The sequence below is a fragment of the Plasticicumulans acidivorans genome (assembly GCF_003182095.1).
GTDB lineage: Bacteria > Pseudomonadota > Gammaproteobacteria > Competibacterales > Competibacteraceae > Plasticicumulans > Plasticicumulans acidivorans.
In genome coordinates, this window is the sequence record NZ_QGTJ01000008.1 from 56,271 (window position 1) to 82,855 (window position 26,585).

General features: G+C 69.0%; 17 protein-coding genes. 9 read left to right on the plus strand and 8 right to left on the minus strand.

Annotation, left to right across the window (positions count from 1 at the left end; translation table 11 throughout):
• Nucleotides 1-27 precede the first annotated feature (27 nt).
• The 5 genes from C7443_RS13990 to C7443_RS14010 all read right to left on the minus strand — a co-directional run bounded on the left by C7443_RS13990 (nt 28) and on the right by C7443_RS14010 (nt 4,920).
• Nucleotides 28-783 carry a TIGR01458 family HAD-type hydrolase gene (locus tag C7443_RS13990; protein WP_110019243.1) on the minus strand — a complete coding sequence of 252 codons (756 nt, stop codon included), beginning with the start codon at nt 781-783 and terminating at the stop codon, nt 28-30.
• 142 nt (nt 784-925) lie between these two features.
• A complete protein-coding gene (mobA, locus tag C7443_RS13995) occupies nt 926-1,525 on the minus strand; it encodes a molybdenum cofactor guanylyltransferase MobA (protein WP_110019244.1) in 600 nt (199 codons plus the stop codon).
• A 233-nt stretch (nt 1,526-1,758) separates the two neighbouring features.
• On the minus strand, nt 1,759-2,301 hold the full coding sequence (locus tag C7443_RS14000) for a flavodoxin (protein ID WP_110019245.1): 543 nt from the start codon (nt 2,299-2,301) through the stop codon (nt 1,759-1,761).
• 184 nt (nt 2,302-2,485) lie between these two features.
• Complete coding sequence (locus C7443_RS14005) at nt 2,486-3,463, minus strand: alpha-E domain-containing protein (protein WP_110019246.1); 978 nt, start codon at nt 3,461-3,463, stop codon at nt 2,486-2,488.
• Nucleotides 3,464-3,465: 2 nt separating this feature from the next.
• Nucleotides 3,466-4,920 (minus strand): circularly permuted type 2 ATP-grasp protein, encoded by a 1,455-nt coding sequence (locus tag C7443_RS14010; RefSeq protein WP_110019247.1) that lies wholly within the window; start codon nt 4,918-4,920, stop codon nt 3,466-3,468.
• 569 nt (nt 4,921-5,489) lie between these two features.
• Here C7443_RS14010 and C7443_RS14015 point away from each other — a divergent pair.
• The 4 genes from C7443_RS14015 to C7443_RS14030 all read left to right on the plus strand — a co-directional run bounded on the left by C7443_RS14015 (nt 5,490) and on the right by C7443_RS14030 (nt 13,444).
• Nucleotides 5,490-8,804 carry a transglutaminase family protein gene (locus C7443_RS14015; protein ID WP_110019248.1) on the plus strand — a complete coding sequence of 1,105 codons (3,315 nt, stop codon included), beginning with the start codon at nt 5,490-5,492 and terminating at the stop codon, nt 8,802-8,804.
• Nucleotides 8,805-8,957: 153 nt separating this feature from the next.
• Complete coding sequence (locus C7443_RS14020; RefSeq protein WP_170123620.1) at nt 8,958-11,486, plus strand: circularly permuted type 2 ATP-grasp protein; 2,529 nt, start codon at nt 8,958-8,960, stop codon at nt 11,484-11,486.
• A gap of 37 nt (nt 11,487-11,523) precedes the next feature.
• Complete coding sequence (locus C7443_RS14025) at nt 11,524-12,408, plus strand: transglutaminase family protein (protein ID WP_110019250.1); 885 nt, start codon at nt 11,524-11,526, stop codon at nt 12,406-12,408.
• A 91-nt stretch (nt 12,409-12,499) separates the two neighbouring features.
• Nucleotides 12,500-13,444: an HDOD domain-containing protein gene (locus C7443_RS14030; RefSeq protein WP_110019251.1), complete on the plus strand. Its 945-nt coding sequence runs from the start codon at nt 12,500-12,502 to the stop codon at nt 13,442-13,444.
• Nucleotides 13,445-13,531: 87 nt separating this feature from the next.
• On the opposite strand, the gene C7443_RS14035 is transcribed toward C7443_RS14030, so the two are convergent.
• Nucleotides 13,532-14,521, minus strand: a complete 990-nt coding sequence (locus tag C7443_RS14035) for a choice-of-anchor A family protein (protein WP_170123621.1) — start codon at nt 14,519-14,521, stop codon at nt 13,532-13,534.
• 295 nt (nt 14,522-14,816) lie between these two features.
• Between C7443_RS14035 and C7443_RS14040 the strand changes: the two genes are divergently transcribed.
• The 4 genes from C7443_RS14040 to recD all read left to right on the plus strand — a co-directional run bounded on the left by C7443_RS14040 (nt 14,817) and on the right by recD (nt 24,202).
• The gene (locus tag C7443_RS14040; RefSeq protein WP_110019253.1) at nt 14,817-15,374 is read left to right on the plus strand and encodes a hypothetical protein; all 558 of its coding nucleotides are present in this window, start codon (nt 14,817-14,819) and stop codon (nt 15,372-15,374) included.
• A gap of 154 nt (nt 15,375-15,528) precedes the next feature.
• Nucleotides 15,529-18,810 (plus strand): exodeoxyribonuclease V subunit gamma, encoded by a 3,282-nt coding sequence (gene recC / locus C7443_RS14045; protein WP_170123622.1) that lies wholly within the window; start codon nt 15,529-15,531, stop codon nt 18,808-18,810.
• A complete protein-coding gene (gene recB / locus C7443_RS14050) occupies nt 18,807-22,373 on the plus strand; it encodes an exodeoxyribonuclease V subunit beta (protein WP_110019255.1) in 3,567 nt (1,188 codons plus the stop codon). The genes recC and recB overlap by 4 nt, the downstream gene beginning before the upstream one ends.
• Nucleotides 22,370-24,202 carry an exodeoxyribonuclease V subunit alpha gene (recD, locus tag C7443_RS14055; RefSeq protein WP_110019256.1) on the plus strand — a complete coding sequence of 611 codons (1,833 nt, stop codon included), beginning with the start codon at nt 22,370-22,372 and terminating at the stop codon, nt 24,200-24,202. The genes recB and recD overlap by 4 nt, the downstream gene beginning before the upstream one ends.
• A 156-nt stretch (nt 24,203-24,358) precedes the next feature.
• Here recD and C7443_RS14060 read toward each other — a convergent pair whose 3' ends face one another.
• A complete protein-coding gene (locus C7443_RS14060; RefSeq protein WP_110019257.1) occupies nt 24,359-24,850 on the minus strand; it encodes an Lrp/AsnC family transcriptional regulator in 492 nt (163 codons plus the stop codon).
• Nucleotides 24,851-24,924: 74 nt separating this feature from the next.
• Here C7443_RS14060 and C7443_RS14065 point away from each other — a divergent pair, with 74 nt between their 5' ends.
• Entirely contained in the window at nt 24,925-25,809 is an 885-nt protein-coding gene (locus C7443_RS14065) for an EamA family transporter (RefSeq protein ID WP_110019356.1), read from the plus strand.
• A 16-nt stretch (nt 25,810-25,825) separates the two neighbouring features.
• Here the strand turns inward: C7443_RS14065 and rquA are convergent, their stop codons facing one another.
• Nucleotides 25,826-26,512: a rhodoquinone biosynthesis methyltransferase RquA gene (rquA, locus tag C7443_RS14070; RefSeq protein ID WP_110019258.1), complete on the minus strand. Its 687-nt coding sequence runs from the start codon at nt 26,510-26,512 to the stop codon at nt 25,826-25,828.
• Nucleotides 26,513-26,585: the final 73 nt, after the last annotated feature.

The window sequence follows — 26,585 nt, forward strand, 5'->3', positions numbered from 1 at the left end:
GCCGGGAAGCGCAGCGCTGCGCGCGGTTCAGCCGCGCAGCAGCGGGGCGACGGCGGCGCTGAAATCGGCTACCACCTGCGCGCCCGGACAGCGGGCCTCGTCGCCGGGGCGGTACTTGCCGGTGCGTACCAGACAGCCCTGCAGCCCGATCGCCATGCCGGCAGCGATGTCGTGCTCGGCGTCATCACCGATCACCAGCACGTCCTTGGCATCAAGGCCGAGGCGTTCGCAGGCGGTGGTGAAAAACGTCGGAGCGGGCTTGCCGATGACGGTCGCACTGACGCCGCTGGCATGTTCGAGCAGCGCCCGGAACGGGCCGATGTCGAGGCTCAAGCCCTGGTCGAGATCGCGGAAATAGCGGTTGTCCCCCATCGTCACCAGCTCGGCCCCCTGCAGCAGCAGGCGGAAGGCGCGATTCAGCGCGCGGTAGCTGAAGCCGTCGGCGGCATCGCCGAGCACCACGGTATCCGGGTCGCGGCGGTCGAGATCGAGGAATTCGGCAACGACGGCGGGGTGTACCAGCAGGCTCGGGCGGCGCTGGCGTGTGGCCAGCCACTGGTGGGTGGCGTCGACGGCGCTGAGGATATGTGCCTCGGGGATGGCAAAGCCCAGGGCCTGCAGATCGCGCGCAATATCGCGTCGCCGTTGACGGGTGGTGTTGGTGATGCACAGCCACGGCAGTCCGCTGGCCTGCAGCGCCTGCAGGCTCTCGACGGCGCCCGGCAGGGCGCAGGCACCGTCATAGATGACGCCGGACAGATCGATCAGCACCCCGCGTGGCATGGTGACATTCCCGCTGACAACTTGCAGATGGCTTGAACAATGCAAATGTCATGCTGATTACATAAATACTTAATGAAACAACGATCAAGCGTTGTGCTCATGCCTGTCGCCGGTTGCAGGCAGGTTTTTGATGTAAAAAAATTCATGTTGCGCCGCGCGTTGCCGTTTCGTAGGCGGCCCGTTCCTGATGCGAATTGAGATTGAGGAAGCAGCTGGCCCGGTCACTGAAATCGACCCGGGTCATGCGTCGCTCCGCATACCAGCGCTCGACCTTGCGCTCTCCGCTGGCGAGATAGTCTTCCAGCGGCAGCAGCTGATCGCTGCGGATCAGCGCGAACAGCGGCTGCAGGCGCTGACCGTCGCTGGCGACGGCGATTTCGGCATCCTCGCGCAGTGCAGCGTGGAGCAGTCGCTCGGTGAGATCCGGGCAGATCAGCGGGCTGTCGCAGGGGACAGTCAGCAGCCATTCGCTGTCGCACACGCCGAGCGCGGCGGCGATGCCGGCGAGTGGTCCGAGGAAATCCTCGCTGGCGTCGCTGACGATCTGATAGCCGTAACCGGCGTAACGTTCGGCGTTGCGGTTGGCGTTGATGACGATCCGGCCGACCTGCGAGCGCAGGGACGAAAGGATGTACTCGATCAGCGGCCGGCCGTGGATCGGCACCAGTCCCTTGTCTGCACCGTCCATGCGGGTGCCGCGTCCACCCGCGAGGATGACGGCAGTGACGGATGCTGCGTTCATGCGTGTGATGACCTCCAGGCAGGCGACATGTGGATTGGGCCCCTGCGCAGAAGGTCTGGCAAGCGGCCGCCAGTCAGGTTCCGCATACCCCCGCTGCCTGTTCTGCAGCGGGCCTGCCAATCATCGAGGCGAAAGCAGATACCCGCTCCGGCACGCACGCCGCAGCGGGTATCGCGAGTGGCTGGCTGTCCCGGTTGCTGGCGCGGGCGCGTTACCGGTTCAGTGCCGGTCGATCAGAGCGGCAGACCGAAGTCCGGGGCGATCTGCTTGAGCCAGGCGTTGAGGCGCTCGTCGGTCTGATCGGCCTGGTTGTCGAGATCGAGGGCAAGGCCGATGAACTCATCGTCGATGACGGCCCGTGACGCTTCGAAGTCGTAACCGTCGGTCGGCCAGGCGCCGACGATGGTAGCGCCGCGCTCGCTGAAGAAATCGTAGAGATCCTTCAGTGCGTCGACAAATTCATGGCCGTAGGCATCCTGGTCACCGAGGCCGTAGAACGCGATGGTCTTGCCGGTGCAATCGAGTCCTTCGAGCTTGGGCAGGGCTTCTTCCCAGCTTTCTTCGGAGCAGTCGGCCGACAGGCCTGGCAGCAGGCCGTCGCCCATCGTGCAGGTGCCGAGGATCAGGTGCGAGTAGGCAGCGAGCTCGTCGGCGCCGACGCGGTTGATGTTCAACGGTGCGGCCATCGTCTCGTCGTCGAACATTTTCTTGATTTTCTTTGCGATTTTGCGGGTGTTACCGCTGCTTGTGCCAAAAAAGATACCGATGCGGGCCATGTCGTCGTCTCCGGGGCGAGGAGGGAAAAGGGTGCGGCCTGCCTGAGGCAGGCCGTGGCAGCGCATTCGCGATGATCTGGCAGATGCGAGCTGCTGCCGCTTGCGAATACCATTCGAAAAATACGGTTATCCGCACGGTTTGTGCAAGTGCAGCGAAGCGCAGCCAGCCCCCTGACGTCCGGGTTCAGATTTTCGCGGTGACTTCGAGCCGCTCCGCCGTTTTGTCGTCCTTCTCCTGGTAGGTGAAGTACGTGGCACTGATGGCCTCGTGGATCTGGCCGAGGCCGATCTGCAGATCGTCGATGAACTGGTGCAGATTGGCGTAAGCCAGTGCATCGACGTCGGCGTCATGCACCGCCTGCAGCGAGCGATGCACGCAGCCGATGGCGGTTTCCGCGCGGGGCAGGCCACGCAGGCAGTCGGCGATGGAGAGCAGGGCGTGCGCGACGGTGCGCGGGAAATGCTCGTCCTGCAGCAGGAAGTGCAGCACGTCGGAGCCGCGCACGCGCGAGCGCACCTGCTGGCGGTAGGCCTGATAGGCGGACATCGAACGCAGCACGCTCATCCACTGGATGTTGGTGTAGGGCGTCAGTTCGCCTTCCCGCGGCAGCAGGTTCGCCGAGCGCACGTCGAGGATGCGTGTACTCATGTCGGCGCGTTCCATGTAGCGGCCGAGCAGCACGAAATGACGTGCCTGCGTGTGCGACATGGTGCCTTCGAGGAAGCCGTTGAAACGCTGGCAGCCGCGGATGATCTGTTTGAGGAAGTAATCCCGGCCGCGCGGACTGACGCCGTTGGCGAGATTGTCGCGCACGAACAGGTAGACCTCGTTGAGTTCTTCCCAGGCTTCGCGTGGCATCGCGTCGCGGGTGGTGCGCAGGTTTTCGCGGGCGTAGGTCAGCGCCGAGAGGATCGAGCCGGAATTCTGCAGATCGCCGGTCAGGAAGGAGACGACGCTGAATTCGTCGGCCTTGCTGAAGCGGTCGAAAAAGCTTTCCTGGCTGCCGGTGATGTAGATCAGCGGCTCCCACTCGGTGGTGCGGGCAGTGCGCGGCAGGTCGAGCAGCAGGTTGGTGGTGACGCTGATCAGGCGGGCGGTATCCTCCGCGCGCTCGACGTAGCGGGCCAGCCAGTAGACGTTCTGGGCGACGCGCGAAAGCATGCTCAAGCCTCCTCGAAATCGACGATCCAAGTGTCCTTGCTGCCGCCACCCTGTGAGGAGTTGACGACCAAGGAGCCCTTGACCAGCGCGACGCGGGTCAGCCCGCCCATCGTCACGTAAGTGTTGGGACCGGACAGGATGAACGGTCGCAGGTCGACGTGGCGCGGTTCGGCATGGCCGTCGCACAGCGTCGGGCTGGTGGAAATCGCCAGCGTCGGCTGGGCCATGTAATTGCGCGGATTGGCGCGGATCAGCTCGGCGAACTCGGCGCGTTTCTCCGGGCTGGCGTGCGGACCGACCATCATGCCGTAGCCCCCCGATTCATTGGCCGGTTTGACCACCAGCTTGTCGAGATTGGCCAGCACGTACTCGCGATCTTTGTCGCGCATGCACAGATAGCTCGGCACGTTCGGCAGGATGGTGTCCTGGTCCAGGTAGTATTTGATGAGTTCTGGCACGAAGGCGTAGACGACCTTGTCGTCGGCGACACCGGCGCCCGGCGCATTGGCCAGCGCGACCTTGCCGGCACGCCAGCTGCGCATCAGCCCGGCGCAGCCGAGCATCGACTCGGGGTTGAAGGCCTCCGGGTCGAGGAACAGATCGTCGACGCGACGGTAGATGACATCGACGCGCTTGAGGCCGTCGATCGTGCGCATGTAGCAGCAGTCGTCGTCACCGACCAGCAGGTCGGGGCCCTGCACCAGTTCGACACCCATCTGCTGCGCCAGATAGGCGTGCTCGAAGTAGGCGGAGTTGTAGATGCCGGGGGTGAGCACGACGATCTGCGGATCGTCGCCGGGGCGTGGCGACATCGAGGCGAGCATTTCGAACAGCTGCGCCGGGTAGTCATCGACCGGCATGATGCGGCCGGAGTCGAACAGCTCGGGCAGCACGCGCTTGGTGACGACGCGGTTTTCCAGCATGTAGGAGACGCCGGAGGGCACGCGCAGGTTGTCTTCGAGCACGTAGATGGTGCCGTCCTTGTCGCGGACCAGATCGGAACCGCAGATGTGCGCCCAGACCCGGTGCGGCGGCGTGGTGCCGACGCACTGCGGCCGGAAATTGACCGATTGCGCGAGGATTTCCGCCGGCAGCACGCCATCCTTGACGACCTTCTGCTCGTGGTAGAGATCGTCGATGAACATGTTGAGTGCCTGCACGCGCTGCTTGAGGCCCGCCTCGACGCGCGTCCACTCACTGAGCGGGATGATCCTTGGCACGATGTCGAACGGCCAGGCACGGTCGATCATGCTGCCTTCCGAATACACCGTGAAGGTAATGCCCATGACGCGGATGGCGAGTTCGGCTGCTGTCTTACGTTCGGCGAGTTCGGCGTCGGAGAGGGCTGCGAGATGCTCGCAGAGCGCTCTGGCCACCGGGCGGGGGATACCGCCGGCGGCGATCAGTTCGTCAAAGAAGCCGTCGGCGCGGTAATGCTGCCAGTCGAGTGTGCTCATGAGCTTTTTGGTCCTTGGTCTGCACGCGCAAAGGCGGCGACGCGGTGGGACGCCCCTCTTGCCTGTCATCTCCCCGGGGGCGCTGAGGGGTTGGTTAAACAATTGTCGTGCCAGTTGATGGGGCACGTGCTCGCGCGCAGTGTCGGTGCAACCTTATAAAGGTCTGCTGTGGTCTGGTGCTGGCTTGGCGATCAAGCGCATCGGATGGCAGAACGCCGTTATCCATGTGGAGCGTGCGGAATTTGCACAGGGTTTCATGAGGTTTCCAGTGGGTGGCGAGTTCACTGCCTGAAACGGCTGAAGCACTATTCTGTAGCCTTCTGCACTATTGCATGTCTTTTTTTAGTGCGTAACATGCGCACCCCCCGGCAGACCGGCTGGCTGGTATGTTGCGCTCAGCGATGGTGCGCTGCCACACGCCCGCGGGGTGGTGCATCTGTCTTATCAGGCAGATGCGCTGCGGGCAGTCTGCCTACGTCCGCGGCGGACAGCTAACCCGAGTATTATGGAACGCCGCTTGCTACGCCCGGAATCCATACCGGCTTTTCTCGTCGAGCCAAGGACACGCCATGACCATTCGCGTCGCGTTAAACCACAAGACTTCGTACCGCTTCGATCGTCTTGTGTCCATGTCGCCGCACATCGTGCGGTTGCGTCCGGCCCCGCATGCGCGTACCCCGATCCCGGCCTACTCGCTGAAGATTTCGCCGCAGCCGTACTTCATCAACTGGCAGCAGGACCCGTTCGGTAATTTCCAGGCCCGTCTGGTGTTCCCGGACAAGGTTCGCGAGTTCGAAGTCGAGGTCGACCTCGTTGCCGAGATGACGGTCATCAATCCTTTCGACTTCTTCGTCGAGGAGTACGCCGATAATTTCCCCTTCGAGTACCCGAGCGAGCTCAAGCGGGAGCTGGCCCCCTACCTCGAAGTCCGCGAGCGCGGTCCGCTGCTGCTCGACTGGCTGCGCGACGTGCCGGCCGATCCGGGCAATACCGTCAATTTCGTCGTCGACCTCAACCAGCGTCTGCAGCAGGACGTCCGTTATCTGATCCGCATGGAGCCGGGCGTGCAGACCGGCGAGGAGACACTGACCAAGGGCAGCGGCTCCTGCCGTGACTCGGCCTGGCTGATGGTGCAGATCCTGCGTCACCTGGGTCTCGCCGCGCGTTTCGTCTCCGGCTACCTGATCCAGCTCACCGCCGACGTCAAGTCGCTCGACGGCCCCTCGGGCACCGATCACGATTTCACCGACCTGCACGCCTGGACCGAGGTGTTCATCCCCGGCGCCGGCTGGGTCGGCCTCGATCCCACTTCCGGCCTGCTGGCCGGTGAGGGCCACATTCCGCTGGCGGCGACCCCGGACCCGAGCGGTGCCGCGCCGATCACCGGCTACACCGATGAATGCGAGGTCGCCTTCGACTTCGGCATGAGCGTTACGCGCGTGCACGAAGATCCGCGCGTCACCAAGCCGTATTCCGAAGAGCAGTGGGGCGCGATCGAAGCGCTCGGCCACGAAGTCGATGCGCGTCTGAGCGCCGGCGACGTGCGCCTGACGATGGGCGGCGAGCCGACCTTCGTCTCCATCGACGACATGGACGGCGCCGAATGGAATACCGCGGCGCTCGGCCCGAACAAGCGCCGGCTCGCCGGTGAGCTGCTCAAGCGCCTGCGCCGGCGTTTCGCCCCGGGCGGCCTGCTGCATTACTCGCAGGGCAAGTGGTATCCGGGCGAGTCGCTGCCGCGCTGGGCGCTGAACTGCTACTGGCGTACCGACGGCCAGCCGGTGTGGCAGGACGAGGCGCTGATCGCCGACGACAATCGCAACAACGGCTATGGCCCGGAAGAGGCGATGGCATTTGCCTCCGAGCTGGCCAAGCGCCTCGGCGTGTCGCCGAAGCGGCTGGTGCCGGGCTACGAAGACGCTTATTACTACCTGTGGTACGAACGCACGCTGCCGGTCAACGTCGATCCGCTGAAGTCCAACCTCAAGGACCCGGAGGAGCGCCGTCGTCTGGCCAAGCTGCTGGAGCGCGATCTCGGCTCGGTGACCGGTTATGCGCTGCCACTGCGCTGGAACTTCTCGCGCAACGGCTGGGAGAGCGGCGCCTGGCCGCTGCGTCGTGATCACCTCTATCTGATCCCCGGCGACTCGCCGATGGGCCTGCGCCTGCCGCTGAGCGCGCTGCCCTGGGTCGATGACAAGGATCTGCCGGTCGAGCAGTCGATGTTCGAATTCCGCCAGCCGCTGCATCATGACCTGCACGGCGAGGTTGCCCGCCGCTACAGCGCGCTGCTGCGCGGCGAGTCGGCGGACGGCCTGCACCATGAAGGCGTCAATCAGGACTGGCAGGAGCAGAAGCCGGACGACGACGATTACGATGTCGTCCACACCTCGCTGTGCGTCGAGTCGCGCGACGGGCAGGTGTATGTGTTCATGCCGCCGCTGTCGCGCCTGGAGCACTACCTCGATCTGGTGGCGACCATCGAGCAGACCGCGGCCCACCTCGGCATGCCGGTGTTCGTCGAAGGCTACACGCCGCCGCAGGACCCGCGGCTGATCAAGTTCGCTGTCACCCCGGACCCGGGCGTCATCGAGGTCAACATTCATCCGGCATCGTCGTGGGACGATCTGGTGACGAACACGCAGATCCTCTACGAGGAAGCGCGGCAGACCCGCCTCGGCACCGAGAAGTTCATGCTCGACGGCCGTCACACCGGCACCGGCGGCGGCAACCACGTCACCCTCGGCGGCGCCACGCCGAACGACTCGCCGTTCCTGCGCCGCCCCGATCTGCTGCGCAGCCTGGTCACCTACTGGCAGCATCACCCGGCGCTGTCGTACCTGTTCTCCGGCTTGTTCGTCGGCCCGACCTCGCAGGCGCCGCGCGTCGACGAGGCGCGCAACGATAGCCTCTATGAGCTGGAGATCGCCTTCCGCGAGATGCCCACCGGTGAGGTGCCGCAGCCGTGGCTGGTCGATCGTCTGCTGCGCAACCTGCTGGTCGACCTGACCGGCAACACCCACCGCGCCGAGTTCTGCATCGACAAGCTGTATTCGCCGGATTCGGCGACCGGTCGCCTCGGTCTGGTCGAGTTCCGCGGCTTCGAGATGCCGCCGCATGCGCGCATGAGCCTGCTGCAGATGCTGCTGCTGCGCGCCATCACCGCGCGCTGCTGGGAGCAGTCCTACAGCGGGCGGCTGTGCCGCTGGAACACCACGCTGCACGACCGCTGGATGCTGCCGCACTTCCTGTGGGAAGACATGAAGGACGTGCTCGGCGACCTCGGCCGCCATGGCTTGCCGTTCGATAGCGAGTGGTTCCTGCCGTTCCTCGAATTCCGCTTCCCGGTGATGGGGCGCATCGTGCAGCAGGACATCCAGCTCGAACTGCGTCAGGCCGTCGAACCCTGGCATGTGCTCGGCGAAGAAGCCTCGCTCGGCGGCACCGCGCGCTACGTCGATTCCTCGGTCGAGCGCCTGCAGGTCAAGATCGACGGCCTCAACGGCGATCGCTACGTGGTGGCCTGCAACGGCCGGCGCGTGCCGCTGGCCGCGACCGGGCGCCAGGGCGAGTTCGTTGCCGGCGTGCGTTACCGCGCCTGGCAGCCGCCGTCTGCGCTGCATCCGACGATCCCGGTGCATTCGCCGCTGGTGTTCGACATCGTTGACACCTGGAACGGGCGTTCGATCGGCGGCTGCACCTACCACGTCTCGCACCCGGCCGGCCGCAATTTCGTGGCCTTCCCGGTCAACGCGAACGAAGCCGAGGCACGCCGTCTCGCCCGCTTCTGGGCTTACGGCCACACGCCGGGCAGCATGCAGCCGCCGGCCGAGGAAGGTTCCCTCGACCTGCCGCTGACGCTGGATCTGCGTCGGCGCCCCTGAGTCGAGCGCCGCGCCGCGGCTCCCGGGATTGCGGTCAATCTGCATGAACGGGGCCGTTGCAGCGGGTTTACATACCGGTGAATGGCTGGCATCGGTCACGGTTTGCGACCTACCATCGCAAGCCGTCCCGTCCACCGCCGGAGCATCGAGCGCATGATCGAGGCCCAGATGAAGCCGACCGCAGTCGAAACACTGCTGGCCGACTATCCGTTGCCACAGGACGGCCGTTGGGATGTCTTGCTCAGGCCGGATGGTTCCCTGCGTCCGGGATGGGATTACATCCTTGGCCAGCTCGCGGAATTGGGTGTCAGCGAGCTGCAGCCGCGCTATGAAGAAGCACAGCGCCTGCTGCGCGAAAACGGCGTGACGTTCAACGCCTATGAAGACAGCCGCGGCGCCAATCGGGCCTGGAGCGTCGATCCGATCCCGCTGCCGATCGAAGGCAGTGACTGGGCCGAGGTCGAGGCCGGCGTGGCGCAGCGCACGCGTCTGTTCGACCGCCTGCTCGCTGATCTGTACGGCCCGCGTACCGTCCTGCGCCGCGGCGTGCTGCCGCCGGAGCTGGTGCACGCACACCCCGGCTTTCTGCATCCGGCTTGGAATTCGCTCCCCGAAGGGCATGCATGGCTGGTATGCCACGGCGTTGACATTGCACGTGACGAGTACGGCCACTGGGTGGCGCTCGGCGATCGGGCGCAGGCGCCGTCCGGCGAAGGCTATGCGCTGGAGAACCGCATCACACTGGCGCGGGCCCTGCCGACCGTCTATCGCGAGGCGCCGCTGCAGCGGCTCGCCAGTTTCCTGGAAACCGAGCGTGCCACGCTGGCCCGGCTGGCCGCCCGTCATCTGGACAGCCCGAACGTCGTGCTGCTGACTCCGGGCCCCGGCAGCCAGGGCTATTTCGAACACGCCTACCTTGCCAACTACCTGTCGATCTCACTGGTGCAGGGTGAGGATCTGGTGGTGCGCGACGGCCGCGTCTGGCTGAAGACGCTCGGTGGCCTGCAGGCAGTCGATGTCATCCTGCGCCGGGTCACCGACGCCTGGTGCGATCCGCTGGAGCTGCGCGGCGATTCGGTGCTCGGTGTGCCGGGGCTGCTCTCCGCCGTGCGTGAAGGCGGCGTGACACTGGCCAACGCGCTCGGCTGCGGCGCAATGGAAAACCCCGGGCTGCTGCCGTTCCTGCCGGCGCTGGCGCGTGAGCTGCTCGGCGAGGAGCTGCGCCTGCCATCGGTCGCCAGCTGGTGGTGCGGGCGGGAGCAGGACTGCGACCAGGTGCTCGGCTCGCTCGATCGCCTGCTGGTGCATTACCTACCGGATCGCACGCGGATCGACGGTGCCCGGCTCGACGAGCCCGGGCGTCAGCGCCTGCGCGAGCGTATCCGGAACGCACCGCATCTGTTCGTGGCGCAGGAGCGCATCCGGCCGGCGACGGCACCGGTGTGGGCGGATGGCCGCATCGTCGCCGAGCCGGTGACGCTGCGCGCCTTCAGCGTGCTCGCCGAAGACGGCTACCGGGTGATGCCCGGCGCTCTGGCCTGGGCGACGCCGGAAGGCGCACCCAGCGGCCAGGGTGGCATCACCAAAGACGTATGGGTGCTGGCGGACGCCCCGCAGCCGCACGTCAGCCTGCTGCGTCAGGCCCACGGCCCGATCATCGTCACCCGTGACGGCGCCGATCTGCCCAGCCGCGTGGCCGACAATCTGTTCTGGCTCGGCCGCTACGGCGAGCGCTACGACATTCTCTCGCGGCTGCTGCGCGAGGCGCTGCAGCGTCTGGTCGAGCGCGGCGAGGAGGCCGGCGACGACAGCTGCCTGAAAGAGCTGCTCACCGCGCTGATGCTCGATGTCGGCGAGGTCGAGGCCGGTCCGCGCGGACGTTACCTGGCGTTGCGGCGGACGCTGCTCAGCATGTTCGACGACCAGCGCGAGAACGGCCTGCGCGAGATGTTCGCCGGCATGCTGCGCAACGGCCGTGCCGTGCGCGATCATCTCGGCGACGATTCCTTCCGCGTGCTCAACCGCCTGCGCGACAACCTGCAGCAGTTGCCATCACCGCCGAGCATCAGCGGTGCGCGCAAGGCGCTCGACGAGCATCTGACGCTGATTGCCGCCTTCTTCGGCCTGTGCAACGAGACCATGCCGCATCACTACGGCTGGCGTTTCCTCGACATCGGCCGTTTCGTCGAGCGCACGCTGAATACGCTGAACCTGCTCGAAGTGGTGTTCGTGCGCGCCAAGCATCCCGGCCTGCCGCTGTGGGAGGTGCTGCTGTCGACGACCGACAACATGACCGCCTACCGTCGCCGCTACCGCTCGGCGCTGCATCCGAACGCGATCCTCGACCTGCTGCTGTTCGACGAGGACAACCCGCGCTCGGTCGGTTACCTGCTGCGCCGGCTGGCACGGCAGATTCAGCGCCTGCCGCAACCCAGCGGCACGCCGTACCGCAGTGCCGAGGAGCGGCTGATCCTGCAGGCGCAGTCGACACTGCAGCTCGTCGACATCGAGGCGCTGGCGGCCTCGATCCGCGAGGGTGAGGAGGAGGGCGGCAGCGGTGGCCATCTGCTCGCCGAGCTGCTGGCGAGCCTGATGGCACCGTTGAGCGAGCTGTCGGATGCGCTCACGCACAGTCATTTCAGTCATTCCGAGACTCCGCGCCAGCTGATCGACATGCTGTGAGCGGGTGGGCAGGCGGCCGGCCACGAGTGAACCATCCATGAATTACCGCGTCACCCACCGCACCACGTATCGCTACAGCGGCCGCGTCTCGCTGTGTCACAACGAGGCGCGCCTGCTGCCGCGCGAGACGCCTTCGCAGTTCGTCGGCGAGACCAAGCTGGTCATCGAGCCCAAGCCGGCGATCTACCACGAGCGTCGCGATTTCTTCGGCAATCGCGTGGTGTATTTCTCGATCCAGGACCTGCACCAGGTCCTAAAGGTCACTGCCACCTCGCACATCACCGGCGCACCGCGCGTGCTGCCGCCGGACGCCGCGTCGCCGGCCTGGGACGAGGTCGCGCGCGTGGTGCGCCGGCTGCCGGAACTCGGCGCGCTCGAAGCGCGCCAGTTCATGCTCGAATCGCCGTTCATCCGCCCCAGTCACGAGCTGCTCGATTACGCACGGCCGTCCTTCGCGCCGGATCGGCCGCTGCTCGAAGCGGTGCTCGACCTCAATCGCCGCATCTTCAAGGACTTCACCTACGACCCGGGCTTCTCCACGCTGGCCACACCGCTGTCGCAGGTACTCGAAGAACGCCGCGGTGTCTGCCAGGACTTCGCCCATCTGGCGATCGGCTGCCTGCGCTCACTCGGCCTGGCCGCGCGCTACGTCAGCGGTTACCTGGAAACCCTGCCGCCGCCGGGCAAGGAACGGCTGGTCGGCGCCGATGCCTCGCACGCCTGGCTCGCCGTGTTCATTCCCGGCCTCGGCTGGGTGGATCTCGATCCGACCAACGACTGCCTGCCCGGCGAGCGTCACGTCACGCTGGCCTGGGGCCGTGACTACAGCGACGTCGCACCGCTCAAGGGCGTGATGATCGGCGGCGGTACCCATGCGCTCGACGTGTCGGTCGACGTCATGCCGCTGCGTCCGGCTGCCTGACGGCGGACGGTCGCTGCCCGGACTCCGGGCATATTGCGGGTCAGGGTAAACTGCCGGTAAGTTTTAAGGCGAATCGTTCCCCAGGGCCGTCATGGACAAATCGCTTGAGAACCGCCTGCGGGATGCCTTCGTCCTGACCTCCCTGCCGGGTGCGGCGATGCGCATCATCGACATCGCGCGAGATCCCGATGCCGAGCCCGACGAGCTGATCGGGGTCGTCACGCTCGATCCGGCGCTGACCGCGCGCGTGCTCAAGGTCGCCAATTCCGCGCTCTACGCGCGCTCGCGCCGCGTCACCAATCTGTCGCAAGCTCTGGTGGTGATGGGGATGCGCGGCATCATCAACATCGCCCTGGGTTTTTCGTTTCACGGCCTGCTGCACGGGATCAACGGCGGCGGCGGCCAGTTCTGGCGGCGCTCGGTACTGGCGGCGCTCGCCGGGCGGGAGATCGCGCAGCGCGTGGCGCTGCATCTGATCGAGGACGTGTTCATCGCCGCGCTGCTGCAGGACATCGGCATCCTCGCGCTCGAACAGGCCGAGCCCGGCCTGTACGCCACGCTCCCGCCGGTCGAGCCGGCACACGACCAGCGCGTGGCGCTCGAACACGCGCGCCTGCAGCTCGATCACGCCGAAGTCGGCGGCTGGCTGCTCAGCCGCTGGAACCTGCCCAACGGCATCGTCGAGGCCGTGCGCTATTCGCATGAGCCGCGCGGCCGTGCCGGCTCGGCACCGATCGTGGCGGCCTGCGTCGCCGTCGCCGGTAAAGTGGCGGACATCTGGCTGCAGAGCGAGCGTGATCGCGCCACGGCCGGCGCGCTGGATGCCCTGAAGCGCTGGTTGCACGGCGATGCCGAGCTGCTGTCCAGCATCATCGCCGGCGTCGATGCCTGCGTGCTCGGCGTGCAGGATCTGTTCGATATCGAACGTTTCACGGCCGAGGAGCTGGAAGCCGTGCAGACGCAGGCCAGGGAACTGCTTGAGCTGCGCATCGCCGAGGAAGTCGCGACGCCGAAAGATCAGCCGGGTGGCGACTGAGCCCGCGCCTTCGGCCGTATCCCAACAGACGAACGGCTGTCGACCGCGGTTCGCGCGGTCGACGGCTGCTGGCGTCAGGTGTGTCTATCAGGCAGCCAGGCGGGGCCGGCGGCGGCGCGCGGCGCCGAGCAGTGCACAGGCTGCGAGGCCTGACAGCGCCAGCGTCGATGGCGCATCGACGCTGACCGGTGTCGCCGGGTCGCTCGGGATCGAACCGGTGAAGTTGTACTGATGCAGCTCGCCGTTCTGCGTCAGGCTGTCGGCGACCAGCGTGCCGTCGATGCTGATGCTGTTGCTGACGTGCGCGTTCGGCGCCAGCACGGTGCCGCCGAATTCAGTGTTGAAGCTCAGTTCGGTGGCGTCGGCGAAGTTCCAGATCACGTTGTCGGCGATCTGCGTCGCGGCGCCGGCGAGGAAGTTGGCGGCGATCGTCGCAGTGACCACGTCGACGTTGATGATGACCGTGTCGGCACCGTTCAGATTGAACGAAATCTGATTGATGTTATTGAAGAAATCGAGATCGCTGATGGTGAACACCGCGGTGCCGTCGGCGTCCGGCGAGGCCGAGAAGATCGCCGTGTTGCCGCTGATGGTGACCGCGCTGTTGGCACTCATCGTCGCCAGCTGGGCGGAGAAGTCGAGCAGCGTCTGCTTGAAGTCCGGAATCGGCAGGCTGACGCCGGTGACGGCGCTGCCGTTGACGATGCCGGTGACCGTGCCGCCGATCGTCGCCGAGCCGCCGTTCATGTTCATGTAGCTGACGTTGCCGGCGACGACGGCACTGCCGCTGTTGTTGACGTTGACCCAGCCGCTGGTGGTGATGCTGCCGCCGACGGTCAGCGCCGCGTAGTCGGAGGCCGGCAGCGTGCGCGTGGCGTAGGTCGAGGACGAACCGCTCAGGTTGCCGCCGACGAAGGTCCGGCCTTCGATTTCCGAGCTTGAAGTCAGCGAACCGAAGATCACGGCATTGAACTGGCTGAGGATGTCGGTGGCGCTCAGCGTGCCGGCGCCGGCCTGTGCTGCGGTGCACAGCAGCAGTCCGGCGACGAGAAATGACGGTAATGAGGCGGCCTTCATGGGCAGATCGACCTTGCTGAATTCGGGATGCCGATCATTAAAACCGTTTAAGGTTTTGTGCTGGGTCAAGATTTGCAAATGCAGCATCAACACTTGTGTCGTGATGTCGCGACCACGCCCGATGTCGCCGTCGGCGCTTGGCGGGTTTGCGACAATGCCTGCGTGGCGGCATTGGTCTGCAGCGTATCAGTCGTATTTTTGATGCGTATTCTTTTGATTTTAAATGATGTATTTGGTTGGATCGGAATTTGCTAGTCACCTCGACCGCATTGCTTTCCGACCGTGGAGTTACATCATGCTGTTCGACCGCTATGAGCAGGCCGGCCTGCTGTTCAACAAGAATTTCAAGGAAGCCACCGAGGCGGCCGTGGCCTACCGCGGCGAGCTGGTGCTCGTCGAGGGTGAGGTCGGCGACGCCCAGGGCCGGCGCAAGCCGCCGGTCGCCGTGCTGGGGCAGGCGGTGATGCTGGCTGAAGGCGAGCAGCTCAAGCTGGCCGCCGGCTTCCTCGAAGACGCTGCCGAAGTGCAGATCTTCGTCGACAAGTACCAGGACGATTTCGCGTCCGATACCAAGCTGTTCTTCTTCGTCGTCAACATCCCGGCGCCGGTGCAGTGCGCGGCGGCGGCGGCCAGCGCGGTGCTGATTCCGCTGACCGAAGGCATGGTCTGGAACGAGCTGATCGACCTCGTCGCGCTGGAAAAGAGCGATTTCAAGGGCCAGTCGAGCGCCGAGAAGGTCGAGACGCTGTACACGGCTCTGCGCGGCTACACGCCGAAGTTCCCGACGGTGACGCTGGCCGAGGCGGTGTCGGGCACCGTCGAGGTCAAGCGCGAAGTCCGCGGCGCGATCTGAGCGCTGCTTGCGCCCTGCCGGAGACCGGCGGGGCGCCATCCTGCACGACCCGCACGGCTGCGGGTCGGCGCGGTGCCGGTGAACACACCGGCACGCGGTGGATTCTGCGATGCTTGCGCGCGCCCGCTGCCGGGGCCGCCGCGAGATCCCGCCGATGCTCACCGTCATCCACAGCAACCGCATGGAAACGCTGGCCGATGTGCTGGCCGCGCAGCTGCGCGCGCCGCTCGGTGATGCCTTCGCGGCGGAGACGCTGGTCGTCGCTTCCAACGGGTTGCGGCGCTGGCTGTCGCTCGGCCTGGCCGAGCGCCTCGGGGTCTGCGCCAATCTCGACTGGCCGCTGCCGTCGCGGCTGTTCTGGGACCTGTACCGCGCGCTGCTGCCGGAGGTGCCGCAGGAATCGGCCTATGCCACGCCGATCCTCGCCTGGCGCGTGCTCAGCGAATGCGGGCGGCTGGCCGATGAGGCGGTGTTTGCTCCGCTTGCCGCCTACCTCGAACGCCAGGATGAGCGCGGCCGCTACCGGCTGGCGCGGCGCATCGCCGACACCTTCGACCAGTATCTGGTCTATCGCCCCGACTGGATCGAGGACTGGGAGCAGGGCGGTCAGCGCGGCGCCGACGCGGCCGATGCCTGGCAGCCGGCCTTGTGGCGGCGGCTGGTGGCCTGCGGCGAGCCGCACCGCGCGCAGCTGCACCAGCGCTTTCTCGCCGCGCTGCAGGCCCGCGACACGCCGCCGCCGGGGCTGCCGCCGCGGCTGTCGCTGATCGGCATCCCGGCGCTGCCGGCGGCCTGGCTGGAAACCCTGCAGGCGCTGGCGCGCTTTCTGCGCATCGATCTCTACCTGCTCAATCCCTGCCGCGAGTACTGGGGCCTGATCGAGGCCGAACGCACGCTGGCGCGGCGCCTGCCCGACAGCGATCCGGCCGAGGCCTACCTGGAAACCGGCAATCGCCTGCTGGCCTCGACCGGCCGCCTCGGGCGCGATTTCCATCATCAGCTCGCCGAGCTCGGCGAACAGATGGTGCGTATCGACGCCTTCGACCCGCCCGAGCCGCAGCCGGCCGAGGCGGCGCAGACCCTGCTGCAGGTGCTGCAGAGCGACATGCTCGAACTGCGTGAGCGCGGCGAGCGCGGTCTGCCGCGTTACCGGCTGCGCGCCGATGATGACTCCGTGCAGCTGCACGTCTGCCACGGCCGGCTGCGCGAGATCGAAGTGCTGCACGAGCGCCTGCTGGCGCTGTTCGCGGCCCATCCCGCGCTCGGTCCGGCCGACGTGGTGGTGATGACGCCGGACATCGACGCCTATGCCGCGGCGATCGAAGCGGTGTTCGCCGGCGCCGAGCAGCGCATGCCCTTCGACATCGTCGATCGCACCGCGCGCGCCGAGAACCGCACGCTCGACGCGGTGTTCCGCCTGCTCGACATGCCCGACAGCCGTTTCGAGGCCGATGCCGTCGTCAGCCTGCTCGAAGTGCCGGCGCTGCGCCGGCGCTTCGGCATCGCCGCCGATGAACTCGACAGCGTGCGTGACTGGCTGAGCCGTGCCGGCGTGCGTTGGGCCTGGGATGGCGCGCAGCGCGCAGCCCTCGGCCTGCCGGCGCAGCCCGAGCACAGCTGGCGCTGGGGGCTCGATCGCCTGCTGCTCGGCAGTGCGCTGCCGACGGGCGGGAGGGCGCTGTACGCCGGCCTGCTGCCGGTCGATGCACCGGGCGGCGAGGCGGCGCGGCTGGTCGGCCGGCTGGCGCATTTCGCCGCCGAGCTGGCCGCGCTGCGCGAGCGCCTGAGCGGCCGCTGCCCGCCGGCGCAGTGGCGCACGCGGCTCGAAGCGCTGCTCGATGGCTTCCTGCTCGCCGAGGACGCCAGCGAGCTGGCCGCCGTGCAGCAGTGGCGCGATGCGCTGCAGCGGCTGGAAGACACCGCCGTGCGCGCCGGTTTCGACGCGGCGGTGCCACTCGCCGCGGTGCGTGACTTCGTGCTCGGCGAGCTCGGCGGCGAACGCGGCAACGCCGGGCTGCGCGGCGGTATCACCTTCTGCCGCATGGTGCCGATGCGCGCGATCCCCTTTGAAGTGGTCTGCGTCATCGGCCTCAACGACGGCGAGTACCCGCGCCGCGCCAGCCGTCGCGACTTCGACCTGCTGCTGCGGCAGCCGCGCCGCGGCGACCGCTCGCCGCGCAACGAGGATCGCTACCTGTTCCTCGAAGCGCTGCTGTCGGCGCGGCAGGTGTTTTATATGAGCTACGTCGGCCGCAGCGCCCGCGACGATGCCGAGCTGCCGCCCTCGGTGCTGGTCGCCGAGCTGCTCGACACCATCGGCCGCAGCTGCGTGCGCGCCGACGAGCCGACGCCTGCGCTGCCGCGCAGGCCCGGCGACCGCGCCCGCGATCCGCTGGCGCTGATCCGCGCCGAACACCCGCTGCAGGCGTTTTCGCCGCGCGCCTTCGACGGCGCCGATGCGCGGCTGGCCTCGCATTCGCCGCGTCTGGCCGGGCTGGCCCGCCGCATCGGGCGCGGCCAGCGATTGTGCCAGCGGCTGTTCGCCGGGGAGCCGCTGCCGCCACCGCCGGCCGAGCTGCTGAACGTGACGCCGGAGCGGCTGATCGGCTTCTACAGCCACCCGGCGCGCTACCTGCTGCGCGAGCGCCTCGGCCTGCGCTTCGAGGAGCTGGACGGCGCGCTGGCGCATGCCGAGCCGTTCCGCCTTGATGAAGACTGGGGCGAACGCGCGCTGCGCACCGAGCTGCTGAGCCTGCGCCGCGAAGACTGCGCCGCCGACGACGCCCGCCGGCTGGTCGCCGCCGCCGGCTGGTTGCCGCACGGCGCGATCGGCCGCCTCGAACTCGACGGTGCCAGCGGTGCCGTCGACAAAGTCATCGCCGCACTGCCGCCGGCGAGCGCCGATTGTGAGCCCTGTGCGTTGCACTATCAGCACGCCGGCGTCACCCTGAGCGGCTGGCTGCGCGAGCTGCGGGCCGACGGCCGGTTGCTGGTGGTGGCGCAGCCGCTCGGCTGGCGCGAGCGGCTGACGGCCTGGATCGGCCATCTGCTGCTGCAGCTGGCGGCGGCCGAACGCCCTGACATCACGCCGCACACCTGCCTGGTCGGCAGCGACACGGCGCTGCGCCTGAAACCGCTGGCCAATGCCGCCGCCGAGCTCGACATGCTGCTCGCCGGCTACGCCAGCGGCCTGCGCGCGCCATTGCCCTTCGTGCCGCCCTGTGCCTGGGCGGCGGCGCGCGAAAGCGACAGCGACGCTGCGCGGCAGGCGGCGCGGCGCAAATGGGAAGGCGGCTACAACAGCCGTTTCGCCTACCGCGACGAGGCCTATTACGCCGCGGCGTTCAGCGCTGAGCTGCCGCTGGATGCGTGCCTGGACTGGGGCACGCGCATCTTCGCGGCGATCGAGGCTGCCCGCAGCGAGGAGGGGGCATGAGCACGCTGCAGAACTTCGACGCGCTCGGCGTCGGCCTCGAACGCATGCTGCTGATCGAGGCCAGCGCCGGCACCGGCAAGACCTTCACCATCGCTGCGCTGTACCTGCGCCTGGTGCTGGAGCGCCAGCTGCGCCCGGATCAGATCCTGGTGGTGACCTTCACCGAGGCGGCGACCGCCGAGCTGCGCGGCCGCCTGCGCCAGCGCCTGGCCGAAGCGCGGCTGGCCTTCGAGCAGGGCGACGGCGGCGATGATCCGTTGCTGTGCGGCCTGCTGGACCGCTGCGCCGGTGACGCCGAGGCGCAGCGGCGGGCGACGCGGCGGCTGGAGGCGGCACTGCTCGGCTTCGATGAGGCCGCGGTGTTCACCATCCACGGCTTCTGCCACCGCGCGCTGGCCGAGCATGCCTTCGCCGCCGGTGCCGATTTCGATGCCGAGCTGCTCGCCGATCAGGACAGTCTGCTGCAGGCGGTGGTCGAGGATTACTGGCGGCGCACGCTCTACAGTGCGCAGCGGCGCATCGTCGCCCACGCCCTCAACCGCGGCCTCAGCCCGGCCGCACTCGCCGCCGAGCTGCGCGGCTGGCTGGGCAAGCCGTGGCTGCAGCTGCTCGATGTGCCGGGCGTCGATTACGCCAGCGCCGAGGCGGCCTTCGATGCCGCGCTGCAGGCGGCGCAGGCGCTGTGGGCGCCGGAGGCGCTCGCCGCCGAGCTGGCCGGCGCCGGCCTGAAAGCCAACATCTACCGCCCGGCGACGCTGACCGCGCTGCTGGCCGAGGTCGATGCCTGGCTGGCCGCGGCGACGCCGGAACTGCCGCAGAAGTTCGAGCTGCTGACGCCGGCCAAGCTCGCCGCCTCGCTGAAAAAAGGCGGCGTCTGTCCGCAGCATGCGTTTTTTGCCGCCGCCGCCGCGCTGATGACGGCGGCCGAGGCGCTGGGCGCGGCGCTGGATAACGAGCTGGTGCGGTTGCGCCGCGGCCTGTTCGAATTCGCCGTGCCCGAGCTGCACCGGCGCAAGCGCGAGGCCGGCGTGCTGTCCTACGACGACCTGCTGAGCGGGCTGGCGGCGGCGCTGGCGGTCGACGGTGCCGGGGCGCGCCTCGCCGAGGGCTTGCGCCGGCGCTATCCGGCGGCGCTGATCGACGAATTCCAGGACACCGACCCGACGCAGTACGCGATCTTCAAGGCCATCTACCACGGTCACGAACTGCCGGTGTGCTGCGTCGGCGACCCGAAGCAGGCGATCTACAGCTTCCGCGGCGCCGACGTCTTCGCCTACCTCGCCGCCCGCGACGACGCTCCGCAGCGGCACACGCTGACCGTCAACTGGCGCTCGCGGCCGCCGCTGATCGCCGCGCTGAATGCACTGTTCAGCCAGCGCCGCGATCCGTTCCTGCTCCCCGGCATCGACTACGTGCCGGTCCAGCCGAAGCCAGACGAACCGGCGTCGCTGCAGCTGCCCGACGGCGACGCGGCGCTGCACCTGTGGTGGTGCGGCAGTGACGACGGCAAGCCGGTGAGCAAGGCCGTCGGGCGCGCCGCGGCACTGGCGGCGACCGCCGGGCGCATCGCCGAACTGCTCAGCGCCGGCCGCCACGGCCGGGCATCCATCGCTGGCCGCGCGCTCGGCGGCGGCGACATCGCCGTGCTGGTGCGCACCCATACCCAGGCGATGACGATGCGCGATGCGCTGCTCGAACGCGGCGTGCCCAGCGTGCTGCATTCACCCGACAGCGTGTTCGCCACCGCCGAGGCGCTGCAGCTCGAACGCCTGCTCGCGGCGGTGCTCGATCCGCGCCGCGAACCCGGCGTGCGCGCGGCGCTGGCGAGCGATCTGCTCGGCGTCGACGCTGCCGGGCTGCTGGCGCTGGCCGAGGACGAGGCGCGCTGGGAAGCGCTGATCGGCCGCCTGCAGGGGCTGCACGAGCGCTGGGCCGAGCGCGGCTTTGCGCCGATGTTTCGCGCGCTGCTCACCGAGTTCGACATCGCCGAGCGCCTGCTCGACTACCGCGACGGCGAGCGGCGGCTGGCCAATCTGCTGCACCTCGGCGAGCTGCTGGCCGAGTTCGACAGCACTGGCGGCGGCATGGAGGCGTTGCTGGTACAGCTGGCGCAGGCGCGTACTGAAGGCGCGATCGAGGATGAAAGCCGGCAGATGCGCCTGGAGTCCGACGCCGCGCGCGTGCAGATCGTCACCATCCACAAGTCCAAGGGGCTGGAATACCCGATCGTGTTCTGCCCGCTGCTGTGGGATCTCACGGTCTGGGGCGCCGAGGATGCCTCGGTGCGCTACCACGACCCCGAGGCCAGCGGCCGCCTGCTGCTCGACCTGGCGCCGGCGCAGGGCGGCGCCAGCCGCCGGCAGGCGGTCGAGGAGGAGCTGGCCGAGCAACTGCGCCTGGCCTACGTCGCGCTGACCCGTGCCCGCGAGCGCCTGTACCTGATCTGGGGCGCCTATTCCGGCGCCGAGCGCAGCCCGCTGGCCTGGCTGCTGCACCCGCAGAGCTTCGGCTCGGCCGAGCAGTGGCTGGCGTGCGGCCTCGACCGCGGCCGCCCGCGCCAGGCCTGGATCGCCGACGCGGCTCTGCAGCAGGCGCTGGAGAGTCTGCGCCAGTGTGCGCCGACGGCGATCCGCATTGAGCCGCTGCCGCCGGCGGGCACGGTGTTCTATCCGCCGGCGGAGGTCGATGCCGCGACGCTGAACGCCCGGCCGTTCTCGCGCTACCTGTCGCCGGGGCGGCGCACCGGCAGCTTCTCGCAGCTGCTCGCCGGCTGGCACGACGAAGGCCGCGACGTCGACGCGGTGCGCCCGCCGCCGCTGCTGGAGCCGGCCGCCGATGATTTCCTGCACTTTCCGGCCGGGCCGGAGCCGGGCACCTGCCTGCACGACATCCTCGAACACGTCGACTTCGCCGGCGACGACGCGGCGATTGCCGCCGTCGCCGGTGACTGGCTGCGCCGGCGCGGCCTCGATGCCGAGCGTTGGCTGGCGGCGGCGGTCAGCGGCATCGGCCACACCCTGCGCACGCCGCTGACCGCCGATGGCCTGCGCCTGTGCTCGCTGCCGGCGGCGGCGCGGCGCGCCGAGATGGAGTTCTTCTTCCCGGTCGAGAAGCTGACGGCGGACGGGCTGGTGGCGCTCGGCGCGCGCTATGGCTGGGCGCTGCCAAAGCTCGATTTCGCCGCGCTGCACGGCTATCTGCACGGCTACATCGATCTGGTGTTCCAGCACCGCGGCCAGGTGTGGATCGTCGACTACAAATCGAACCGCCTCGGCCTGCGCATCGAGGACTACGCCGCCGAGCGCCTCGGCGCGGCGATGGATGCCGCCGGCTACCGCCTGCAATACCTGCTCTACAGCGTCGCCGTGGTGCGCTGGATGCGTCAGCGCGTGCCGGGCTGGGACTACGCGCGCGATTTCGGCGGCGTGCTCTACCTATTCCTGCGCGGCCTCGACCCGGCGCTCGGGCCGACGCACGGCGTGTTCGCCGATCGCCCGGATGCGGCCTTCATCGCCGCCTTCGATCACTGGCTGCAGCACGGCACGCTGCCGGAGGCCGCATGAGCACGACCGACATCGACTCCGATACCGACGCGCGGCTGTGCCGGCTGTTCAACGCCGGGCGTATCGACGCCCTCGATCTGGAATTCGCCCGCATGATCGGCCGCCAGTGCCGCAGCACACGCTGGGACTGGCTGCTCGCCGCGGCGCTGGCCAGCCACGCGCCGGCGCTCGGCCATGTCTGCGAGCCGCTGGCCGGACCGCGGCGCCTGCTGCTCGGCGCCGACGAGCGCGGCGAGGCGCTGTGGACGCCGCAGGCCGCGGGCTGGCTGCAGCGGCTGCGCGACTGCCCGGCGCTGGGTCGACCCGGCGAGCTCAAGCCGCTGCTGCTCGACGCCAGCGGGCGGCTGTACCTGTATCGCTACTGGCTGGCCGAGCGGACCTTGGCCGAGCGCCTGCTGGCGCTGGCCGCGCAGCCGGTGGCGGTCGACGAGGCGCGGCTGGCCGCCGATCTGGCCACGCTGTTCCCCGGCGCGGCGGCCGATGACGGCCAGCTGCGCGCGGCGGCGACCGCGGCGCTGAGCGCGCTGGCGCTGATCACCGGCGGCCCCGGCACCGGCAAGACCACCACGCTCGCCTCGGTGCTGGCGGCGCTGCTGCGTCAGGGCGAGCCGCCGCCGCGCATCGCGCTGGCGGCGCCGACCGGCAAGGCGGCGGCGCGCATGGGCGAGGCGCTCGACCAGCGCCGGCCGGCGATCGCCGCGGCTTTCGGCGCGGACTTCGCAGCGCAGTTGCCGACCACGGCGATGACGCTGCACCGGCTGCTCGGCCTGCGCCCCGACGGCAGCGCCCGCCATGACGCGGCGACGCCGCTCGACTGCGACGTGCTGGTCATCGACGAGGCGTCGATGGTCGACCTGACGCTGATGAGCCGCACGCTCGCCGCACTGCCGCCGCGCGCGCGGCTGATCCTGCTCGGTGACCGTCACCAGCTCGCCTCGGTCGACGCCGGTGCGGTGCTCGGTGATCTCGGTGCCCAGGCCGGGCCGCCGTCACCGGCCTTTGCCGAGCGCCTGCGCCGCGTCGCCGGCGCGGCGCCGGCCGCTGCCGAGGCCGGCTCGGCGCTGCGCGACGGCATCGCCGAGCTGAGCGTCAGCCACCGCTTCGGCGCCGACAGCGGCATCGGCCGGCTGGCGCGGGCGATCAATGCCGGCGACGCCGACGCCGCGCTGGCCAGCCTCGAAGCCGGGCTCGACGATCTCGCCTGGCAGCCGGCGGCGGGCAGCGAAGCGGCGGTGGCGCGCGCGCTCGCCGGCTATGAGGCCTACCTGCAGGCGCTCGCCGCGGGCGCCGATGCGCCAGCGCTCGCTGCGGCTTTCGCGGGCTTTCGCCTGCTGGCGGCGACGCGGCACGGGCCGCTCGGCGTGGAGACGCTGAACGCGCGCATCGAGGCGCGGATACGCCAGCGTCTGCGCTGCGGCGAGGTGCTGTGGTACCCGGGGCGGGCGGTGATGGTCACGCGCAACGACTACACGCTCGGCCTGTTCAACGGTGATGTCGGCATCGCCGTCGGCAGCGAGCAGGGCCTGCGCGTGGCCTTCGTCGGCGCCGACGGCCACTGCCGCACGCTGCCGGTGCCGCGCCTGCCCGAGCACGAGCCGGTGTTCGCGATGACCGTGCACAAGGCGCAGGGCTCGGAGTTCGAGCACGTGCTGCTGGTGCTGGCGGCGAGCGAGCAGGCGACCAGCCGCGAGCTGTTCTACACCGGCGTCACTCGCGCCCGCCGCCAGCTCGAACTGCTCGCCGAACGCGAGGCGTTGCAGCAGGCGGTGCAGACCGTCAAACCGCGCGCCAGCGGCCTGGCCGACCGCCTCGCCGGGCAGTGGGATTGAAAGCACGGGCACCGCGGCGGCGATGCCGGCAGTGGCGCCGAGCACTGCTGCAGCGGCCGCTCACGGGCTGTCAGCGTGACGGGCGATCCGGTGCAGAGAGTGGCCGCGTGCGGCGGTTCGCACCGGGCGCGGTTTGATGCTGTGCCGCCGGCGCTTTCAGGGCGCGGCGGCGTCGCGTTCGATCGGTACCTGCAGCCCGCTCTTCAGGCAGCTCAGCGCCACCGAGGTGCGGAAGCGGCGCACGTTGTCATCGCCGCCGAACAGGCGTTCGCTGAGTGCCTGGTAGTCGGCCATGGTCGCGGCGCTGATCACCAGCAGGTAATCGGCTTCACCGGTGATGGCGTAGCACTGCTGCACCGCCGGCTCGGCCGCGATGCGCTGACGCAGGCCGGCGGTGCGCAGCGGGTGTTCGTCGTGCACATGGACTTCCACCAGCAGCGTCAGCGGCCGGCCCAGGCGGTTGGCGTCGAGTACCGCCACCTCGGCGCGGATCACGCCGCTTTCCCGCAGGCGGCGGATGCGCCGCTGCACCGCCGGCGCTGACAGGTGCACGGCCAGTGCGATCGCGCGCTGCGACACCGTGTTGTCGCGCTGCAGGATGTCGAGGATGGCGAGATCGAACGCATCGAGCGTCGGCAGCATGGGCATGGCTGAGTGAAAGTTGCGCGGGCGGGGTGGAAATAGAGCCCAAATACCGGCCGCCGCGCAATATCGTGCGCGGCATGTCGAACGCACGCTTGTCCTCTCTCGTCCCGCTGCTGGCCATCTTCGGCTCCGTCACCTGTCTCGGAGTGGGCACCTCCTGGGCCAAGCACGTGCTGTTTCCGCTGGTCGGTGCCGAGGGCACCACGGCGGTGCGCGTCGGCTTCTCGGCGCTGCTGCTGTGCCTGCTGTGGCGGCCCTGGCGCTGGCGGCTGGCCGCCGCCGATGCCCGCGCGCTGGTCGCGTACGGCGCGGCGCTGGGGGCGATGAACCTGACCTTCTATCTGGCGCTGCGCACGATCCCGTTCGGCGTGGCGGTGGCGATCGAATTCGCCGGGCCGCTGACAGTGGCGCTGCTGGCCTCGCGCCAGCCGCTGGACTTCGCCTGGGTGGTGCTGGCGGTGGCCGGGCTGGGGCTGCTGCTGCCGCTGGGGCAGGTGGTCGGCGCGCTCGATCCGCTCGGCGTGCTCTACGCGCTGGCGGCAGCCGTGTTCTGGGCCATGTACATCCTGTTCGGCAAGCGGGTGGGGCACCTGCACGCCGGGCATTCGGTGGCGCTGGGGCTGACGGTGGCGGCGCTGGTGGTGGTGCCGGTGGGCATGATGCAGGCCGGCGCGGCGCTGTGCTCACCGCTGGTGCTGGGTGTCGGCCTGGGCGTGGCGGCGATTTCCAGTGCGCTGCCGATCTCGCTGGAGATGGTGGCGCTCAAGCGCCTGCCGCCGCAGGCCTTCGGCATCATGATCAGCATGGAGCCGGCGGTGGCCGCGCTGCTGGCGCTGATGCTGCTCGATGAGCAGCTGAGTGCGCTGCAGTGGCTGGCGATCGGGCTGATCGTGACGGCCTCGGCAGGCAGCGCCCTGACGGCGCAGCGGCCGCAGCCGGCCGCGGCCGTCGCCGTCGGCTAGCGCCGCTGCCGCGGACTCACGGCTCGCTGCGGCGGCGGGCGATCACCTGCTGGTAGAGGCCGCCGAACACGGTGCGCTGCTGCCAGTCCCAGTCCTGCGCGTGGCTGGCGAAGCTCGCGATCGGCCGCTGCCAGAGGGTAGCGGCGAAGGGTTCGAGCAGACGGAACACCGTCGCGATCAGCGGTCGCGCCGGGTGCCAGCGCGCCGGGCGGTGATAGTCGACGAACACCGCGAAGCCGCCGGGGGCGACCGCGGCGAGGGCGTTGTCGACGATGCGCCGCTTGCAGGCGTCGGGCACCTCGTGCAGCAGGAAGAAGCAGACCACCGTATCGAAGTGCGCCGCGAACGGCAGCGTGGCGTCGTGGCGGCGGGCGCGGGCGTGCGGGAATTCGGCGAGCTTGCGGCGCACGCCGCGCACCTGCACGGCGGCGGCGTCGATGACTTCCAGCGCGCCGGCGCGGCGCGCCAGGCGGCGGCTGAAATCACCGTAGACGCAGGCGATCTGCAGCACGCGCGCACCCGGCGCGATCAGCCGCTCGACGCCGCCCATCAGTCGGGCAGCGTTGCCGAGCAGGATCGAATGCACGGCGACGGGGCGGTCGAACAGCCGCCGTCCCCAGCGGCTGAGGTAGGCCCAGGCGTAAACCTCGCGCAGATAGGCGGGCAGGTGCGGGCGGCCGGTCGGGGGGATGGGGGCCGTCATGGCGACTCCGGTCATGGGGGTAGCGCCGAGTCTACGGGCAGCGGCGCGCGGGTGTCAGCCGGCGCCGTACCGG